At 69.7% G+C, this 14,954-nt stretch carries 14 protein-coding genes and 1 pseudogene; 10 read left to right on the top strand and 5 right to left on the bottom strand.

Annotated features, from left to right (window positions below):
- Positions 1-115 precede the first annotated feature (115 nt).
- Complete coding sequence (locus SLINC_RS01535; protein ID WP_067425724.1) at positions 116-709, top strand: TetR/AcrR family transcriptional regulator; 594 nt, start codon at positions 116-118, stop codon at positions 707-709.
- Positions 710-785: 76 nt separating this feature from the next.
- On the opposite strand, the gene SLINC_RS01530 is transcribed toward SLINC_RS01535, so the two are convergent.
- Positions 786-1,187 (bottom strand): Rossmann-fold NAD(P)-binding domain-containing protein, encoded by a 402-nt coding sequence (locus tag SLINC_RS01530; protein ID WP_152038966.1) that lies wholly within the window; start codon positions 1,185-1,187, stop codon positions 786-788.
- Between the two features lie 10 nt (positions 1,188-1,197).
- Positions 1,198-2,447 (bottom strand): annotated as a pseudogene (locus SLINC_RS01525) (RNA-guided endonuclease InsQ/TnpB family protein).
- 124 nt (positions 2,448-2,571) lie between these two features.
- Between SLINC_RS01525 and SLINC_RS01520 the strand changes: the two are divergent.
- Positions 2,572-3,210, top strand: coding sequence for a dihydrofolate reductase family protein (locus SLINC_RS01520; protein WP_067425717.1), 639 nt, complete (start codon positions 2,572-2,574; stop codon positions 3,208-3,210).
- A gap of 148 nt (positions 3,211-3,358) precedes the next feature.
- Positions 3,359-3,664, top strand: a complete 306-nt coding sequence (locus SLINC_RS01515; RefSeq protein WP_067425714.1) for an Rv3488 family transcriptional regulator — start codon at positions 3,359-3,361, stop codon at positions 3,662-3,664.
- 108 nt (positions 3,665-3,772) lie between these two features.
- On the opposite strand, the gene SLINC_RS01510 is transcribed toward SLINC_RS01515, so the two are convergent.
- Positions 3,773-4,435, bottom strand: a complete 663-nt coding sequence (locus tag SLINC_RS01510) for a response regulator (protein WP_067425711.1) — start codon at positions 4,433-4,435, stop codon at positions 3,773-3,775.
- Positions 4,432-5,559, bottom strand: a complete 1,128-nt coding sequence (locus tag SLINC_RS01505; protein WP_067425708.1) for a sensor histidine kinase — start codon at positions 5,557-5,559, stop codon at positions 4,432-4,434. Before SLINC_RS01505 ends, SLINC_RS01510 begins: the two co-directional genes overlap by 4 nt.
- 212 nt (positions 5,560-5,771) lie before the next feature.
- Here SLINC_RS01505 and SLINC_RS01500 point away from each other — a divergent pair, with 212 nt between their 5' ends.
- Positions 5,772-6,179: a DUF6223 family protein gene (locus SLINC_RS01500; protein WP_225988205.1), complete on the top strand. Its 408-nt coding sequence runs from the start codon at positions 5,772-5,774 to the stop codon at positions 6,177-6,179.
- A gap of 35 nt (positions 6,180-6,214) precedes the next feature.
- Here SLINC_RS01500 and SLINC_RS01495 read toward each other — a convergent pair whose 3' ends face one another.
- Entirely contained in the window at positions 6,215-7,486 is a 1,272-nt protein-coding gene (locus SLINC_RS01495; RefSeq protein ID WP_067425703.1) for an APC family permease, read from the bottom strand.
- A gap of 237 nt (positions 7,487-7,723) precedes the next feature.
- Between SLINC_RS01495 and SLINC_RS01490 the strand changes: the two genes are divergently transcribed.
- The 6 genes from SLINC_RS01490 (at position 7,724) to SLINC_RS01465 (ending at position 14,901) form a co-directional block, all read left to right on the top strand.
- Positions 7,724-8,257 carry a P-loop NTPase family protein gene (locus SLINC_RS01490; protein WP_067425700.1) on the top strand — a complete coding sequence of 178 codons (534 nt, stop codon included), beginning with the start codon at positions 7,724-7,726 and terminating at the stop codon, positions 8,255-8,257.
- 184 nt (positions 8,258-8,441) lie between these two features.
- Positions 8,442-9,539, top strand: coding sequence for a pentapeptide repeat-containing protein (locus SLINC_RS01485; RefSeq protein ID WP_067425697.1), 1,098 nt, complete (start codon positions 8,442-8,444; stop codon positions 9,537-9,539).
- Positions 9,540-9,941: 402 nt separating this feature from the next.
- Positions 9,942-11,594, top strand: a complete 1,653-nt coding sequence (lmrC, locus tag SLINC_RS01480; protein WP_067425694.1) for an ABC-F type ribosomal protection protein LmrC — start codon at positions 9,942-9,944, stop codon at positions 11,592-11,594.
- A gap of 709 nt (positions 11,595-12,303) precedes the next feature.
- Entirely contained in the window at positions 12,304-12,981 is a 678-nt protein-coding gene (gene lmbU, locus SLINC_RS01475) for a lincomycin biosynthesis transcriptional activator LmbU (protein ID WP_165821705.1), read from the top strand.
- Positions 12,982-13,126: 145 nt separating this feature from the next.
- On the top strand, positions 13,127-14,014 hold the full coding sequence (lmbY, locus tag SLINC_RS01470) for a F420-dependent reductase LmbY (RefSeq protein WP_067425690.1): 888 nt from the start codon (positions 13,127-13,129) through the stop codon (positions 14,012-14,014).
- Positions 14,011-14,901: a PhzF family phenazine biosynthesis protein gene (locus SLINC_RS01465; protein ID WP_067425687.1), complete on the top strand. Its 891-nt coding sequence runs from the start codon at positions 14,011-14,013 to the stop codon at positions 14,899-14,901. The genes lmbY and SLINC_RS01465 overlap by 4 nt, the downstream gene beginning before the upstream one ends.
- The last annotated feature ends 53 nt before the right edge of the window (positions 14,902-14,954 follow it).

Genomic DNA, 14,954 nt, shown 5'->3' with positions numbered 1-14,954 from the left:
CGTCTTCTCCTGCCCGCGCTGCGGGATACGCTTATCCGGACCGGCGATCCATATAAACGGATCACTGATCCGAATATATGGACCACCGATCCGGATAGTCAAGGCAAGAGGGCAGATGCGAGCCGACGCCAGGAAGAACCGCGACCACCTGCTCGCAGTAGCGGGCACCGCCATCACCGAGCAGGGCGTCGACGTCTCCCTGCGCGACATCGCGCGCCGGGCCGACGTCGGGCTCGCGACGCTGCTGCGGCACTTCCCGACGCGTGAGGCACTGCTCGATGCCCTGCTCCGCACGAGCTTCGACGAACTGACGGCAAGGGCAGGCGAGCTCGAGACCTCGAACTCGCCCCAGGACGCCCTCATTGCGTGGCTCCGTGACTGCGTCGCGTGGACGACCGAGTACCGGGGCGCGACCGTCCTGATGGCAGCCGCCATCGAGGACCCCGAATCCGCTCTCCACGCCTCGTGCGTCACCCTGCGCACAGCCGGCGCACGACTCCTCACCCGCGCCCAGGCCGCGGGCACCGCGCGCGGCGACATCGACGGAGCCGACCTGTTCGCGCTGGTGGCCATGCTCGCCTGGCTCGGCGATCAGCCCTCGCTCGCGCGACGCGCCGATCGCCTCACCGAACTCGTCGCGAACGCGATCCTGACCGGCACGGGCGGCAGCGACGTCGAGGAGGAACCTCGCCCTCGGACCCGGAGCTGACATCGTCGCGCTTTCGCGGACGGCAGGCTGCGGGTCAGATGTTCCGGAGGCCCTGCTGAGCAGTGGCGTCGGCGTACTAGGAGAAGTCCCGGGGCGCCCGGCCGAGCGCGCGTTGTACGCCGTCACTGAGCGAGGCCAGGGCACCGGAGCGGACGTGGTCGTACAGGCCGACCGACAACTGCGCCCATTCCTCGGGCACGCCCTCGGCGCACTGTTCGTCCGCGTACGCCTCCGGCGTCAGCGGCACGTAGCGGATGTCGCGGCCGACGGTCCGGGCGATCTCCGCGACCGCGTCCTGGAAGGTCATCAGCCGAGGCCCGCTGAGCTCGTAGGACCACCCGGCATGCCCGTCCTCGGTGAGGGCGGCGACCGCCACTTCGGCGATGTCCTCCGCGTCGACGAACGCCTCCTTGCCGTCCCCGGCGGGCAGCCGTACCTCACCGCTCATGACAGGGCCGTGCAGGAAGTCCTCAGTCAACTACCCGTCGCTAAAGCGACGGGCTTGCACAGCGGGCGCCACTGGTTGTGGTGCTGCGCTTGCGTCCGGTCCCGCCCTCGGGTGTCGGGGGTGGGTCTGGGGCGGTTGACTGCGCCCCGCGTCGCCACAACGCTTCCGCGCGAGCACGGATGTTGCGGGAGCCGTTGCGGTCTGCGTGATCAACGAATCCGCAGGACCGGCACGCGAACCACGCCTGGGAGACCCGGTTCGCCTTGTCGATGTGGCCGCACTCGGCGCAGGTGCGCGAGGTGTACGCCGGATCGACGTACACCACCGGCACTCCCGCCTTGCGGGCCTTGTACGCGATGAACGCCCCCAGCTGGGCGAACGACCAGCTGGAGTGGGTGGCCCGTTGGGGCTTGCGAAGCCGTACCCGTTCGCGGATGCCCGTCAGTTCTTCGAGGGCGATTCCGCGTCCGGTGCGTTCTGCCTCGGCCACCACATGCTTCGCGATCTTGTGGTTGATGTCCCTGGCCCGCCGGGATTCCTTACGCCGCCGTTTCTTCAGCCGGCGCTTGGCGGACGGGGTGTTCTTGCGTTGCAGTTTGGTGCGCAGGGTGCGTTCGCGCAGCCGTCCCCGGTTCAGGACGCGCCCGGCCATGATCTGGCCGTCCGAGGTGGTCGCGATGTTCACATCCCCAGATCGATACCCAGGAAGCCTGCCGGGTCGGTGTTCGGTTCGGCTTCGGGGATCTCGCAGGTGGCCTGCAAAAACCACATGCCGTCCCGGGCGATGAGGTCGGACTCGCCCTTGCGGTACAGGGCCAGACGGGCCAGCTGTTCCGGGGATGCGGTGAACGCCACCCCCTTCACCCGGCCCGACAGCGTCCAGAGGGAGACGGTTCGCTCACCGATCTGCCAGGACAGCATCCGGTCGTCATAGGGCTGTGCGCCCTCGGGCCGGAAGACGACCGGCTTGTCCACCGCCCGCCGGTACCGCTTCGACCACGGTTTGCCCAGGTTCCCGGCCTTCAGGTTCGCCGCCAGCGCGCGGTAGGCGTCGCAGGTCTTCTTGATGACGTGCTGGGCGGCCTGGGAGCCCAGCCCCCAGCGCTGCTTGATCTCGGCGTACGTGTGCTCACGCAGCGTGAAGTTTCGCTTCACATCTTTGGTGAACGCCACCTCGGACACCCAGGTGTCCGCCTCGTTGCAGGCGTGCAGGGTCGCCTCAAGTGCCGCCGCCTGCACGGGCGTCGGCAACAGTCGCGTACGGACGCCTGACCGCCGGGCGGTCCGCACCCCGCAGGCGCGGTGCCGGGAAGCGGTAGGGCTCGCCGAAAGAAAGTGCGCGGGGGTGTCGATCCAGGCAGGCTCTGTTCGACGCAGGGGTGAGAGAAGGCCATCAACACGAGAGGCGAAGGCCATGCCCAAGGTCCGTGTACACAACGTGACGATCTCCCTCGACGGCTTCGTGGCCGGAGAGAACCAGCGATCGGACGCCCCGTTCGGTGACGGCGTCGGCTGGGGCGACGAGCTCCACAGCTGGTTCGTCTCCGCGTCGGAAGACGCCGCCGCGGGCAAGACGGGAACCGACGTCGACTTCTTCGTCCGCGGTGACCAGAACATCGGCGCCACGATCATGGGGCGGAACATGTTCGGTCCGCAGCGCGGGCCGTGGGAGGACGAGTCCTGGAAGGGCTGGTGGGGCGACAATCCCCCCTACCACCACGACGTCTTCGTGCACACCCACCATGAGCGCCCGGCGCTGGAGATGTCCGGCGGAACCACCTTCCACTTCACCGACGAGCCGCCGGAGACGGTGCTGCAACGCGCGTTCGACGCCGCGGCCGGCAAGGACGTCCGGATCGGCGGCGGCGCCGCGGTCATCCAGCAGTATCTGCGCGCCCGGCTGATCGACGAACTCCACCTGGTGATCGCGCCGATGCTCATCGGACGCGGGGCACGGCTGCTCGACGATCTGGGCGACGGAGTCGAGGGCTACCGGGTGTCCGAGCTGGTCGGCTCGACGGCCGTGACGCACGCCGTACTGGTCCGCCGCTGACGTGTCGGGCACGGGTCGCCGGGGCCCAGCCGTTCGTTCGGGGCGCTGGTGCCGGGGTTCACGAGGTGAGCAGGGCTCCGGGCCCGGGGCGTAGAATCGGGGGCCGATATCGGGTTCGTCACTGCCGGGCGGCATGAAGGTGGGCGGGGTGCGGGAGTTCCAGCGGGGTGCGGTGCGGCTGCACATCCTGCATCACGCGGCCGAGGAGGAGATCCACGGCGCGTGGATGACCGGGGAACTGGCCCGCCACGGCTACCAGATCAGCCCCGGCACCCTGTACCCGACGCTGCACCGGTTGGAGGCCGACGGCCTGCTGACCTCGGAGCAGCGGGTGGTCGACGGGCGTGTTCGCCGGGTGTACCGCGCCACCGAGGCCGGACAGCAGGCCCTGGCCGAGGACCGCAGGGCACTGGCGGAACTGGCCCGCGAAGTCCTCGGCGACGACGCCTCGTAGCGGCGGCGGCCGGTCGGCGGCCGACGGTTCCGGCGTCGCCGGGCGAGGGGGCAGGTGTGTGGTGCAGGCGGGCGCATCGAGGCACACGCTGTCCCCGGCCCTTGGATGTCAGGACTTGCGCGGCGTCACCAGGCCGGACTCGTAGGCGAGGACCACGAGTTGGGCGCGGTCACGGGCGTGGAGTTTGGTCATGGCCCGGTTGATGTGGGTCTTCGCGGTCAGTGGGCTGATCACCATGCGGTCGGCGATCTGGTCGTTGGACAGGCCCTGCGCGACCAGGGCGACGGCCTCGCGCTCGCGGCCGGTCAGCTCGTCCAGCCCGGTGGTGGCGACGGTGGACAGCGGCTGGGCGACGTACCGGTTGATCAGCTTGCGGGTGATGGACGGGGCGAGCAGCGCGTCGCCGCGGGCGGCGACGCGTACGGCGTACACCAGATCGTCCGGCACGATGTCCTTGACGAGGAACCCGGCGGCGCCGGCGCGCAGCGCGTCGAGGACGTACTCGTCCATGCCGTAGTTGGTGAGGATGACGACGTGCACCTGGGCCAGGGCCGGGTCCGCGGCGATGCGCCGGGTGGCCTCGATGCCGTCGACGACGGGCATCTGGATGTCGATGAGCACGATGTCGGGCAGGTGCTGCCGGGCGAGTGCCAGGCCCTCCGCGCCGTCGGCGGCCTCGGCGACCACCTCGATGTCGTCTTCGAGGTCGAGGAGTGCGCGGAATCCGCTGCGAATGAGCGGCTGGTCGTCGACCAGCAGGACACGGATCATGAGGTGTGGTCCACGGGAAGTTCGGCCTGGACGGTGAAGCCGCGCTCGCTGCGCGGCTGCGCGTGCAACCGGCCGCCGAGGGCGGTGACCCGTTCACGCATGCCGAGCAGCCCCAGGCCGGGCGTCGGCACCGTGTCCGGTGAGGCCTTGCCGTCGTCGTCGACCTGGATGGCGAGTGAGTCGGGCCGGTAGTCGATGCGGACCGACGCGGTCGCGGCGCAGGCGTGCCGGGCGATGTTGGTCAGCGATTCCTGAACGATCCGGTAGGCGGTCCGGCCCACCGCGGCCGGCAGGTCGGGCCGCTGTCCCTCGATCGTCAGCGTCGCTTCGAGGCCGGCCCTGCTTGCCTGCTCCACCAGCTCCGGGATGTGGTCGAGCCCGCGGGGCGGGCTGGTGTCGTCGTCGCGCAGCGCCTCCAGTGTGGCGCGCAGTTCCCGGGTCGCCTCACGTCCGGCCTCCTGGATCGCCAGCAGAGCCTCCGGAACCTGTTCACCCCGCCTGCGGGCGACATGGACGGCGACCTCCGCCTGCACCTTGATGATCGAGATCTGGTGGGTGAGCGAATCGTGCAACTCCCGCGCGATGTGCAGCCGTTCCTCATCCGCGCGGCGCCGCGCGGTCTCCTCCCGGGTGCGCTCGGCCTCGTCCGCCCGCCGCTCGGCCTGCCGCAGCGCCTCGCCCGCGGCAAACGCGGCGATCAGCCAGGCGATCTCGAGGACGTGCCGGGCCTGCGCCAACGCCTCGCCCGCAGACCCGTCGCGCAAGAGCAGGGCAGTGAGGTGCAGAACCGCCACCATGGTCACGGACACCGCCACCGTGACGGCGCGGTGCCCGGCCCGCACCGCCCCGTACACCGCAACCAGGTACGAGACGGCGAGCACGTCGAAACCGGCCGTCTGGTACGCCACCGCACACAGCCCGGTGACGGCCAGGACGGCCAGCGGAGCGCGGCGCCGCGCGGCCAGCGCGAGGCCGCCGGCCGCCAGCAGCACGTAGCCGAGCACACCGGGATCCGCGTCGGGACCCTCCCCGGACCACCCGGTGCCCAGGAGCAGGGCCGCCACGCCGAGGGCGATCGCCCAGTCCCTGACAGCGGCCGGGACGCCGAACCGTCCTTTGTCCATGCGCGCACCTTAGCCAGCTGCCGCCGCGGGCGAGTCCCGCTCGTGGACGAGCGGCCGCCTACCGCGCCCGCAGTATCCACGCGGGATCTGCCGCATCCGCAGCAGGAACCTGCGGCATCGGCGGCAGCGCGAAGTGTCTGCGCCCGCGGGACGACCGGCGGTGCGATCGGCGGGCACGATCGGGCCACATCCGCATCTCGGAAACTCAACGCGTGAAACAGGAGAGCACCGTGCACTCACCAGAGGCCCTGACCATGTCGGTCCACCTTGTGACCGCCGCCGAGGATTACGGCATCCAGGGGCGAGGCCCGTCGATCGTCGCCGATCTGGTGGCGCTGGCCGGTGTGGCCATCGGCGCGCCGGCGCTGGCCCGCGCCAAGGGACGTATCACCACCGGCAACGGGCAAATCGGTGCCGTCGTGGCCATGGCACTCGGACTGACCGGCATAGCCATCGCCGGGGTGGCATTGGCCATCGCCGACGGTGGTCCCGGCACCGGCAACGGCGTAGTCGGATCCGTCATCGCGATCGCGATAGGGCTGGTCGGCACAGTCCTCGGGGGCCTGGCTCGGGCCCGCTTCCGCCGCACCGACCTACCGGCCGACCAACTGACCGGCTGACCGGCCGTATCGAACACGAACGCGGCCGGACACGCTCAGCGGCGGGCCGCGAGACCGCGCCGGATGCCGTAGGCGACGGCACCGAGAGCCAGCACCGCGGTCCCGGAGATCACCGAGGAGACGGGCAGGGCGAAGGCCAGGATCAGGCAGCCGGCCAGCCCGAGGACGGGAATGACCCGTGCGGGGCGGCCTTCTTCCGGGGTCAGGGTCCAGGCAGAGGCGTTGGCGACGGCGTAGTACGCGAGCACACCGAAGGAGGAGAACCCGATCGCCCCGCGCACATCGGCGGTCGCGGCGACCACGGCCACCACGGCGCCGACGACGAGTTCGGCGCGGTGGGGCACCTTGAAGCGGGGGTGGACGGCGGACAGGGCGTGAGGCAGGTGCCGGTCGCGGGCCATCGCCAGGCTGGTGCGGGAGACACCGAGGATCAGCGCCAGCAGCGAGCCGAGCGCGGCGACAGCGGCACCGACGCGCACCACAGGAGCCAGCCAGTCCACGCCGGCCGCCCGAGCGGTGTCCGACAGCGGCGCCGCAGCGTCCGCCAGCCCCTTGGGCCCCAGCACCATCAATACGGCGACGGCGACGACGGCGTAGACGACCAGGGTGATGCCCAGCGCGAGCGGGATCGCCCGGGGAATGGTCCGGGCGGGGTCACGGACCTCCTCGCCGAGAGTGGCGATGCGGGCGTACCCGGCGAAGGCGAAGAACAGCAGGCCCGCCGCCTGGAGCACCCCGCCGACGGAGGCGTCCGAGCCGATGTCCAGCCGCGCGGTGTCCGTCGCGTCGGAGGTGAGGGCGGCGACGACCACGGCGGCGAGCACCGCCAGGACCACGGCGACGATGACACGGGTGAGGAGTGCGGACTTGTGCACTCCCGCGTAGTTCACCGCGGTCAGCGCCACCACCGCGGCCACCGCGACCGCGTGCGCCTGGCCCGGCCACACGTACGAACCGACCGTGAGAGCCATGGCAGCGCACGACGCGGTCTTGCCCACCACGAACGCCCACCCCGCCAGGTAACCCCAGAAGTCGCCCAGGCGCTCACGGCCATAGACATAGGTGCCGCCGGAGGCCGGATACCGGGCGGCGAGCCGCGCGGAGGACGTGGCGTTGCAATACGCCACCACCGCCGCCAACGCCAGGCCGAGCAGCAGCCCCGAGCCGGCCGCGTGCGCCGCCGGGGCCAGAGCGGCGAAGATCCCGGCGCCGATCATCGACCCCAGCCCGATCACCACCGCGTCGGACACCCCCAGCCGCCGCTCCAGTTCCTCGGGCACCCCGGCAGCGGTCGGTGGATTGCTCATGGCCCACTCCTCGGCGGCACAGCCGCACCCTTTACGGAATCCGATATCGGCACACGATATATGGACCGGGGTGCAGCCCACCGCGCGGGTCCACCCGCGGACTCCGCCATCCCGAGGACGTGCTGCCGACTGGACTGACGCTCCGGCCGGGCCGGCCTGTGCCACGGTTGCGGACCATGTGCCCGTGGCCCGCAGTGCGGACATCATCGCCGGGCGCGTGCCGGTAGGTTGGCCACCGTGGTGGGATCGGAGAATGCCCGGCTGATCGTCCTGCGCGGGAACTCGGCGTCGGGGAAGTCGAGCGTCGCGGCCGGCCTGCGGGACCGTTTCGGCCGGGGCCTGGCCCTGGTCGCTCAGGACAATCTGCGCCGGGTCGTGCTGCGGGAACGGGACCGGCCGGGCGCGGCGAACATCGGCCTGATCGACCTGACCGCCCGCTACGCGCTCGACGCGGGATTCCACGTAGTGGTGGAGGGACTCCTGTACGCCGACCACTACGGCGAGATGCTCACGCGGCTACGCGCCGACCATCGCGGCCCGACCTACGGCTACTACCTTCACGTGCCGTTCGGCGAGACCCTGGCCCGTCACGCGACGAAGCCCCAGGCCAACGAGTACGGCGAGGCGGAGCTGCGCGCCTGGTACCGGGAACTCGATCTGCTGCCCGACGGTCGTGAGACCGTGATCGACGAAGCCAGCACCCTGACCGAGACGGTCGAGCGCATCATGACCGACACCGGTCTGGCTGGCCTTCCCGCGATCGATCACTGAACCAGCAGGTCATCGAGGCAGGGATGACGGTTGAGCGCACCGCACCGCACCGTGCAACGGGATCAATTCTGTTGAGCCTTCGACTGCTTGCGTATGCTTGCGTACCTCGAACGCTCCTCACCCCTGCGAAGGGAGCATTGGTGGAACGCTCCCTTCCTTTCCCTGCGCACGCTGCAATGGAGGCATGACCGGAGGAAGCAGCAGCCGATCGGGGCGGATTCGGCGCCTGCGGCGCATCGCCGACCGCGAGCGGGCACCGGAACGCGGGGACCGCTGGACGGTCCTGATCAACCACGCCGCGACCAGTCTGACCGCCCTGGCCGCTGTCGCCGCCCTTCTGTTCGCGGGGATCTCCTCCCTACAGGCCCAGGACGAACTGTCCAACCGTCGCCAGGAACTTGATATCGCCAGGGAAGGGCAGGTCACAGAGCGGTTCACCGCAGCCGTGGCGCAACTGGGCGACACGTCACCGGACGTGCGTCTCGGCGGCGTCTACGCGCTGGAGCGGATCATGCGCGACTCGCCGAAGGACCAGCGCAGCATCGTCGGTGTGCTGTCGGCCTTCATCCGTACGCACTGCGGCAGGGCGACCTCCGATAGGCAGGGCCTGCGAGACGCCGTCGCCGTGACTGCGGCCGCGACCGCTGTTGCCGAGCGCCGGCCACACCGAGACGACGAGGAGTTGGTCAACTGGTCGGGCTGTCGCCTGACGGACATCGCGGTGGAGGGCGCGTACCTCAGCTTCTCGGATCTCTCCGGGGTCACGATGTCCCACACCGACCTCTACTCGGGTGACCTTTCGTCCTCCGACCTCTCCCGAGCCGTGCTCGATGGCGTCGGGTTCGATGGAGTGAACTTCGCGGATTCGGTGCTGGCAGGTGTGGACCTGACGAAGAGTCATCCGCCCGAAGCGCCCAACGTGGTCGTGTTTCTCTCGGACATCGAGTTTCCCCAGTGTGACCTGACGCGTACGAACTTCTCCCGGCTCGGCCTCTCCCATATCGACTTCCGTCACGCGGACCTCACCGACGCGAACCTGTCACACACAGAGGTGGCGCCCGAGTCGCGGGATCCGTTCTTCGTCGGACGAACGTCGTTCGAAGGCGCGACCATGGCCAACACGAACCTGGACGGCGCCGACCTCCGCGAGGCTCATGGCCTCACCGTTGATCAACTGATCACCGCCCACTTCACCCCAGCCACCAAGCTCCCCGCACACCTTGCGAGCCCGGACATCACCCGTTGGGCGACCACAAAGCCATGGGCACCGAGCTCCCCATGACCCGATCGGCAAGGTTGGTCCACATGGTGCGCTTGCAGCGCCTTTGAGGCCGCTTTAGAGTTTGCCGGAACATGGGGTCTGAAGCCATCGGGCGGGTGGGTGGTACAGTGCAATGACTTCACCAACTCCCTGAAGTGATAAGGAGGTTCGGCGTTGTAGGTTAGTAGGGATGACAGTCTCGGGTGACGCACCGCTTCGGTGCTTGACACCCCTTTGGTGACCGCGCTCTTTCGCTGAGGCGACCGTGGTGCTTGGCCGTTTTCGTGACGTGCCGCCCTCGGGCCCGGTTCACCGCTCATCCATTTATGCTGACCTGGTATGCGCCGGACCGTACGGCCGAATACGAGCTCATGACACCGCGGTGGTCGCCGCCGGGTCAGCCGACTCCTCCCTGGGAATCACATGGCTGACGCGAGTATTGTCTGCACCAATCTCTCCTTCTCCTGGCCCGACGAGACGCCGGTCTTCGACGGGTTGTCCTTTGCCCTCGGCGCCGGCCGTTGCGGCCTCGTGGGCCCCAATGGCGCGGGAAAGTCCACACTGTTGCGGCTCGCCGTAGGGGAACTCACCCCTACCGCAGGCTCGATCACCGCGCAGGGACATGTCGGGTACCTGCCGCAGTCCCTGCCGCTGATCGACGGCACCGTCGACGAGGCCCTGGAGATCGCCTCCATCCGGGCGGCTCTGCATGCCATCGAGTCAGGTGACGTGGACGAGGCGCACTTCACCACTGTGGGCGATCACTGGGACATCGAGGAACGCACCACGATCGTCCTGGACCGTCTGGGTCTCGGCGACGTGTCCCTTGACCGCCCGCTTCGCTCCCTCAGCGGCGGCCAGGTCCTCGCCATCGGCCTGGCCGCGCAGCTCCTGAAGCGACCCGACGTGCTGATCCTCGACGAACCCACCAACAACCTTGACCTGGCCGCCCGGCAGCGGCTCTACCAGGTCGTCGAAGAGTGGAAGGGGGCCCTCCTCGTCGTCAGCCACGACCGGGAGCTCCTGGACCGCGTAGACACCATCGCCGAGCTGCAGGCATCCGAACTCCGCCTCTACGGTGGCAACTTCACCGCCTACACGGAAGCCGTCGAGCTGGAACAGGAGAACGTGCAGCGCGCGGTGCGCGGGGCGGAGCAGGAGTTGCGCCGCCACAAGCGCGAGGCGCAGGCGGCCCAGGAGCGGGCCCAGCGCCGGGCCAGCAACGCCAAGCGCAACAAGGCTTCGTCGGGGGTGCCCCGTATCCACGCGGGCGCCCTTCAGCGACAGGCTCAGGAATCGGCGGGCCGCGCCGCCTCGGTGCACCAGGACCGGGTGTCCCAGGCCAAGGCCAAGCTGGACGAGGCCAGTCAGGGGATGCGTGAGGAAGCGCGCCTGGCGATCACCCTTCCGCAGACCTCGGTCCCGGCCGGACGCACCGTGTTGACGTGCCATGAGGCCAATGTCCGGTACGGGGAACGGACGTTGTTCACCGGCTCGGGCGTCGACCTCGGGATCCGCGGGCCGGAGCGGATCGCGCTGCTCGGGCCCAACGGCTCGGGCAAGTCAACGCTGTTGAAGCTGATCGCCGGCGAGCTCGAACCCTCCTCGGGGACGGTCACGGCGCCGACGGACCGGGTGTCCTATCTCTCGCAGCGCCTCGATCTGCTCGACTTGGACGCCAGCGTCCTGGACAACCTGCGCCGTTTCGCCCCGCATCTGCAGGACGGCGAAGTCCGCTACCGCCTGGCGCAGTTCCTCTTCCGCGGCGACCGAGTTCATCGCACCGCCGGATGGCTCTCCGGCGGTGAGCGGCTGCGCGCGACCCTGGCGTGTGTCCTGTCCACGGACCCTGCCCCTCAGCTGCTCCTGCTGGACGAGCCGACGAACAACCTCGACCTCAACAGTGCCGCCCAGCTGGAGAACGCGCTCAACGCCTTCCAGGGCGCCTTCGTAGTCGTCAGCCACGACCAGGCGTTCCTGCGCGCCATCGGTGTCTCGCGCTGGCTGCGCCTGGCGGACGGAACCCTGGAGGAGATCGCGGAGGCGGACGACGCGTGGCCTCATCGGGATAAGTGAGGCGGCCGCCGCACGCGTGGTCCGCGGAGTGAACCCCGTGGCCCGCGTCAGGAACTGGCCGTATGCCGTTGGCATTCGGCCAGTTTGCTGACGGGGCGATCCGTGGGCCGCAGTGGCGTCAGGGCGCCCATGGCGACAGCTGAGCGAGCTTGCCCCGGATTTGTTCTAGGTAAACGCCCGGGCTCTCAAACAAGGTTAAAAACTTCCACAGTACTGCCCCAAATGCACACATCCAGGCATAAGTGAGAAACGTAGCGGAAGGCAGGGAACGTCATGCTCTAAAGATTCGTCGCTCCGAAAGGAGGGCGTCTTGCGTGTTAATCGGCCGTTGACATATGCTCATTTCACCTTGCGGAATGAAATGAGCCCAGCTGTTTGGCCGTTGGGTTGCCGCTTTGGATGGTCCGGATCCGGCCGGTTTCAAGATCTCCAGGATCCCCTGGATAATTAATTGACCGGCCTCCTACACTCTGATCCGTACTTGATACATTGGCCGTTACATGTATCGGAGTTCCGAGGGGGGGCAATGATGCTGGTTCCGCCAAGCCATTCATGAGCTGCTCGCCTGCGCCGCCCTTCGTGGCGGTGGCGCGACATCGATGAGCGTGGTGGGCGCCGAACAACGGGGGTGAATCGCTGCTTGCTTTCGATCCCCGTGTCCTGCTCGGTGACCCAAAGGGCAAGAGCGTGAGAAAGGGATGGCAGCCGCGTGGTGAGGTCGAATTTATCGGTTGCGGACAGGTGTGGGACGTCGGCTGTGAACGGCCGGGTGAAAACGGGGGAGGATGGTGTACTTGTCACTCGCGTCGGGCTCCGCATTCCGGCCGTACTGAATTTCGACACCTGGGAACGCGCGGGCCGGCACATCGCCCGGGTCGCCGACTCATCGGCCTGGTGTCTGGGCGACTGGATCATCTACGGTCAGACCCGGTACAGCGACCGGTACCGCAGAGCGGTGGAGGCGGCCGGTCTGGACTACCAGACGATCCGCAACTACGCCTGGGTGGCACGGCGGTTCGACCTCTCCCGCAGGCGTGAGGCGCTCAGCTTCCAGCACCACGCCGAGGTGGCCGCGCTGCCGGAGGAACAGCAGGACCACTGGCTGGAGCAGGCCGAGAGGCACGAGTGGTCCCGCAACGAGCTGAGGCGCAACGTTCGCGGGGCGCGGGGGCAGAAGAAGTCCGACACCCGCCGGGACGCGGACGTCCTGTCACGCATCACCCCCGAGGCCGAACGTGTCGAGCGGTGGCGGACCGCCGCCGAGCGCTCGGGCGCCTCCCTCGAGGAGTGGATTTGCGCCCGGCTCGACTTCGCCGCGTCGCTGGTTCTCCAGACGCAGGCGGAGGACGCCCGTCGTGAGGCCGGGGAGGCCGTCGGGGGCGCCTAACTCTGAGCCCCGCCGCCCTGCCGCCCCGCGGGCGGTCTGCCCACCAGCCATCACCTCCACCCCCCACCGTCCATCCACGCGCCCGTGGCCGCCGGCCGCCCGTGCGCCGGGGCGCGACGAACCATGAGAGGAGAGCGGGCGAACCATGCGCCACGGTGTCGTGATCCTGCCCGAGCACCACTGGGCCAGAGCCCGTGAATTATGGCGGTACGCCGAGGAGTTGGGCTTCGACCACGCCTGGACCTACGACCACGTGAAGTGGCGCTGGCTGAGCGACCGCCCCTGGTTCGGAGCCGTGCCGACGCTGGCGGCCGCCGCCACGGCCACCTCCCGGATCGGGCTCGGCACCCTCGTCGCCAACATCCGCCTCCATGACCCGGTCGTGTTCGCCAAAGAGGTCATGACCCTCGACGACATCTCCGGCGGCCGCTTCCTGTGCGGCGTCGGCTCCGGCGGACCCGACCGCGACATACTCCGCGCCGGCGAGCTGACGAAGGGCCAATGGGCGGACCGCTACGGCGAGTTCGTCGAGCTGATGGACACCCTGCTCCGGCAGGAGCCGGTCGCCTTCGACGGCACGTACTACAGCTGCCACGAGACGGTCCTGCACCCCGCTTGTGTACGGCGGCCCCGCACCCCCCTCTGCGTGGCCGCCGCGGGCCCGCGCGGCATGCGCCTGGCCGCCCGCCACGCGGACACCTGGGTCACGATGGGCGCGCCGAACGTGTTCGACGATGCGCCCTACGCCGACTCCGTCCCCCTGGTCAAGGACCAGGTGGCGGCGTTCGAGCGGGCCTGCCACGACGTCGGCCGCGACCCCGCCACCGTGCGGCGGCTTCTCGTCGCCGGGCCCTCGATCGGCGGGGTGCTCGATTCGGCCGGGGCCTTCCAAGACGCGGCCGGGCTGTTCGAAGACGCCGGCATCACCGACTTCGTCGTCCACTGGCCCCGGCCCGACTTCCCGTACCGGGGCAGCCCGGCGGTCCTCGACGACATCGCGCCCATCCTGCACAGCGCACCGGAGGAAGCATGATCGTGGTCCCGTTCGAGATGGTCGACATGTTCGCCCACGAGCCCTTCTCCGGCAGTCAGTTGACGGTGGTGCCCGACGCGGACGGGCTCACCGACGCGGCCATGGAGGCCCTGGCACGGGAAGTGAACACACCTGAGACGGCGTTCGTGCTGCCCCCTGCCGACCCCGGCGCCACCTATCGCGTACGTGTCTTCACACTGGCCGGGGAGACACCGTTCGGCGGTCATTCCTCGCTGGGTACCGCCGTGACCCTGGTACGGCTCGGCCGGGTCGCGCCGGGCGCCGTCGCCCAGGAGTGCGGCTCCCGGCTGCACTCGCTCTCCGTAGGACCGGACAAGGGCACCGTCACGGCCGAGAAGCCCGTCGAGGCGCGCGAGCCCGACCTCCGCCTGCTGACGGCGGCGGCGGGCGTCGACCCGGCGGACGTGGTCGAGGCACCTGTACGGACCGCCGGGTTCGGGCCCGCGTTCCACTACCTCCAGGTACGCGAGGGGGTGGTGCCCGGCGCGCGGGCCGACCTGGAACTGATGGCGCGGCGCGACCTTCCCGACGTGATGGTCTTCTCCTGGGATCCGCGGACGCGGCAGGCCACGGCCCGGGTCTTCGCGCCGGGCTACGGCATGCCCGAGGACCCGGCCTGCGCCTCGAACGCCCTCGGCCTCGGCGAGTGGCTGGTCGCGGCGGGACGGCTGCCCGCCGCCGACGGCACGTACGAGTACCTGATCCGGCAGGGGGTCGGCTCACCGCGCGTCGGCACCGTCGAGTGCTCGGTGACCGTCGACTCCGGCTGTGCGGTGCGGGCCTCGGCGACCGGGAGCGTCGTCCCGGTGGCCCGGGGCGAGTTCCTTCTCGGTCCGGACCTGGCCACGGCGGTCGCTTCCGTGTAGTCGCCGAGGGCCCCTTGCGTCAGCGGCTCTTTTCTCTCCCGCGATTCACCGTC

The sequence above is a fragment of the Streptomyces lincolnensis genome (assembly GCF_001685355.1).
Taxonomy (GTDB): domain Bacteria; phylum Actinomycetota; class Actinomycetes; order Streptomycetales; family Streptomycetaceae; genus Streptomyces; species Streptomyces lincolnensis.
The sequence above is the reverse complement of the archived record's forward strand: the minus strand, read 5'-3'. Positions and strand labels throughout refer to the sequence as shown.

What these genes read in the sequence shown, in the direction of transcription:
- SLINC_RS01535 (WP_067425724.1), top strand. Translation starts at nt 116, where the DNA reads ATGCGAGCCGACGCCAGGAAGAACCGCGACCACCTGCTCGCAGTAGCG.
- SLINC_RS01520 (WP_067425717.1), top strand. Translation starts at nt 2,572, where the DNA reads ATGCCCAAGGTCCGTGTACACAACGTGACGATCTCCCTCGACGGCTTC.
- SLINC_RS01510 (WP_067425711.1), bottom strand. Translation starts at nt 4,435, where the DNA reads ATGATCCGTGTCCTGCTGGTCGACGACCAGCCGCTCATTCGCAGCGGA.
- SLINC_RS01505 (WP_067425708.1), bottom strand. Translation starts at nt 5,559, where the DNA reads ATGGACAAAGGACGGTTCGGCGTCCCGGCCGCTGTCAGGGACTGGGCG.
- SLINC_RS01495 (WP_067425703.1), bottom strand. Translation starts at nt 7,486, where the DNA reads ATGAGCAATCCACCGACCGCTGCCGGGGTGCCCGAGGAACTGGAGCGG.
- SLINC_RS01485 (WP_067425697.1), top strand. Translation starts at nt 8,442, where the DNA reads ATGACCGGAGGAAGCAGCAGCCGATCGGGGCGGATTCGGCGCCTGCGG.
- lmrC (WP_067425694.1), top strand. Translation starts at nt 9,942, where the DNA reads ATGGCTGACGCGAGTATTGTCTGCACCAATCTCTCCTTCTCCTGGCCC.
- lmbY (WP_067425690.1), top strand. Translation starts at nt 13,127, where the DNA reads ATGCGCCACGGTGTCGTGATCCTGCCCGAGCACCACTGGGCCAGAGCC.
- SLINC_RS01465 (WP_067425687.1), top strand. Translation starts at nt 14,011, where the DNA reads ATGATCGTGGTCCCGTTCGAGATGGTCGACATGTTCGCCCACGAGCCC.